2 protein-coding genes are annotated in these 2,676 nt (G+C 75.7%); both read right to left on the minus strand.

Annotated elements, in window-relative coordinates; all coding sequences use genetic code 11:
* Window positions 1-386: 386 nt before the first annotated feature.
* Window positions 387-1,034: a response regulator gene (locus ACIQOV_RS36345; RefSeq protein ID WP_401055080.1), complete on the minus strand. Its 648-nt coding sequence runs from the start codon at window positions 1,032-1,034 to the stop codon at window positions 387-389.
* A gap of 80 nt (window positions 1,035-1,114) precedes the next feature.
* Window positions 1,115-2,392 (minus strand): sensor histidine kinase, encoded by a 1,278-nt coding sequence (locus tag ACIQOV_RS36350; protein ID WP_401055081.1) that lies wholly within the window; start codon window positions 2,390-2,392, stop codon window positions 1,115-1,117.
* Window positions 2,393-2,676 lie beyond the last annotated feature (284 nt).

Genomic DNA, 2,676 nt, shown 5'->3' on the forward strand with positions numbered 1-2,676 from the left:
GTGCCGGGCGCGGGCCGTCCCATGCTGAGGAAGCCGGTGCCGCGCTCCGCCGAGTCCGGGTCGGCGGGCTCCAGCCGGCCGCTGAGCGAGTCGGCCCCCGGGGACGTCGTTGATCTCAAACTAACAAACCGCGTGGTTGGTTTGTCAATAGCGAAATCCACGAAACATCCACATTGTGGCGAGGCCCTCAGCGGAACCCGAAAAGGCCTCGGACCAGGGAGTTGTGGCCGATCCGGGACGGCCGGCGCCCGAGCCGCCCGCACCGGGCCGGTGGAGCTCACGGGCGGGCACCGGCTCGGAATCCGACATTCCGAGCATCATGGCAGCACGCAGTGACACCGGGCGGGCGCCCAGCGCAGCCGGGGGAACGGGGAGCGGGTCCGGCCTCAGCGCAGCAGCCGGCGCTCCTTCGCCACCGCCACCGCGCCCGCCCGGGTGTCCACGCCCAACTTGTCGTAGATCCGGCCGAGGTGCGTCTTCACCGTGGCCTCGCTGATGAACAGCGCCCGGGCGATCTCCCGGTTGCCCAGCCCCTGCGCCAACTGTTCGAGGATGTCCTGCTCGCGTTCGGTGAGCTGCGGTGAGGGCGCCCGCATCTGCGCCATCACCCTGGAGGCGACCGGCGGCGAGAGCACCGTGCGGCCCCGCGCGGCCGCGTGCACGGCGGCGAACAGCTCCTCCGGCCGTTCGGCCTTCAGCAGGTAGCCGGTGGCGCCGGCGGCGATGGCCCGGGTGATGTCGGCGTCCGTGTCGTAGGTGGTGAGCACCAGGACGTGCGGTCCGCCCGGGGCGACGGTGATCCGCCGGGTGGCCTCCACCCCGTCGATGCCGTCGCCGAGTTGGAGGTCCATCAGCACGACCTGCGGCGCCAGCCGGGCGGCCAGCGCGACGGCCTCCTCCCCGGTACTCGCCTCGCCGACCACCTCGATGTCGCCGGCGCTCGCCAGCAACGCCAGCAGCCCGGCCCGCACCACGGCGTGGTCGTCGCAGACCAGCAGGCGGACCGGGGTCGTCCGGACGGGAGTCGTGCTCATCTCTGCTCCAAGGTCATGGCCGCGCCGGGCCCGTCGGCGTTCCGGGCCGGTTGCCGCGCCGGGTGCACGGGTGCTCCGACTCATCGCTGCGTCAGGGGGATCGCGGCGGAGACGACGGTGCCCTCACCGGGCGTGCTCTCCACGGTCAGCCTGCCACCCAGCTGCCGCAGCCGGGCCCGCATCGCCGGCAGGCCGTACCCGCGCCCGCCCCCGGGGCCGGCCGCGTCCGGGTCGAAGCCCTGTCCGTCGTCGGCGATGTCCAGCACGGCCTGGTCGCCGAGGAAGGACAGCGTGATCGCGGCGGCCGAAGCCCCGGCGTGCTCGCGGACGTTGGCCAGTGCGCCCTGGGCGATCCGCAGCAGCGCGGACTGCGCGGCCGCGGGCAGCGGCACCGGTGTGCCGTCCAGGTGGAAGCGGACCGGCAGCCCGCTCTCGGCGGACTCCCGCCCGGCCAGCGACCGCAGTGCCCGGTCGAGGGTGCGGCCGTCGGACAGCTCCGCCGGGGCGAGGTCGTGGACGAAGCGGCGGGCCTCGGCCAGGTTCCGGGCCGCCACCTCGGCGGCGGTGCGGACGTGGGTGCGGGCGGTCGCCGGGTGGGTGTCCCAGGTGCGCTCGGCGGCCTGGAGCAGCATCTGCTGACTGGACAGGCCCTGCGCCAGGGTGTCGTGGATCTCCATCGCCAGCCGCTCGCGCTCGGCCAGGGTGCCCTCCCGCCGCTCGGTGGCGGCGAGTTCGCGCCGGGTGCGGACCAGATCGGCGATCAGCGCGCGCTGCCGGGCGGCCTGCCGGGCCATGACGAGGAAGACGCCGGTGGCGAGCCCGGCCACCGCGGGCGGCAGCAGGACCAGCGTGGCGTCGGCGCCGCCGGGCAGCCGGATCTCGGCGATCACCACCAGCAGGGTCAGCGCCCCGACCAGCGGGATGGCCGCCCTTGCCGGCAGTACCCGCAGCACGCTGTAGATCAGCGGGACGGCGCACCAGGCGAAGCTCGGCGCGAGCAGCACCAGCACCACCCAGAGGGCCACCACCAGGGCCAGCGGCCACCGGCGGGGCCGGCCCGGGGCGGGCGGACGGCGGTGGTCGAGCCAGGACCCGGCCGGCCGGGCGACCGCGAGGGCCGCGCTCAGCCCGATCACCCAGGGCGCCTGCGCGGTGCCAAAGTGGTGGGTGAGGTAGCGGTTGAGCGAGGCGGCGAGCAGCAGCAGGAAGGCGGAGTCCAGCAGCAGTGCCAACCGGCCCGCGTCCGGGTCGCCGGTGTCGCGGGTGTCGAGGGTGTCGCCGGTGCCGAGGGCGTCCCGGCGGCCGGTGCCGGTGCGGTCCGCAGCGCCGCGGCCGGCGGTCGGACGGGGCTGCTGCACGGGTGGCTCCTGGCTGAACGGGTGGTGCGGGCGCGGCCTGCGCCGGCCCGGACCGGCCTGCACCGGCCCGTACCGTCGCGGTCCGGCCTCGCACCGACCTGCGTCGATCCCTCGATGGTGACCCGTCCGGCCCGGGGCCGCATCAGCCGATCGGTTGACCCCGGCGTCCACCATCATGCCCGGACGTCCGCGCCGGACCGTCGATGTGGCGGCGCCTTCCCCGGGCGGAGGGTCGAAGCACGCCGCCGGGCGATCCCCCCAACGGCCCGGCGGCCCCCGAACCC

The sequence above is a fragment of the Kitasatospora sp. NPDC091257 genome, assembly GCF_044757675.1.
Classification (GTDB): domain Bacteria; phylum Actinomycetota; class Actinomycetes; order Streptomycetales; family Streptomycetaceae; genus Kitasatospora; species Kitasatospora lactacystinica.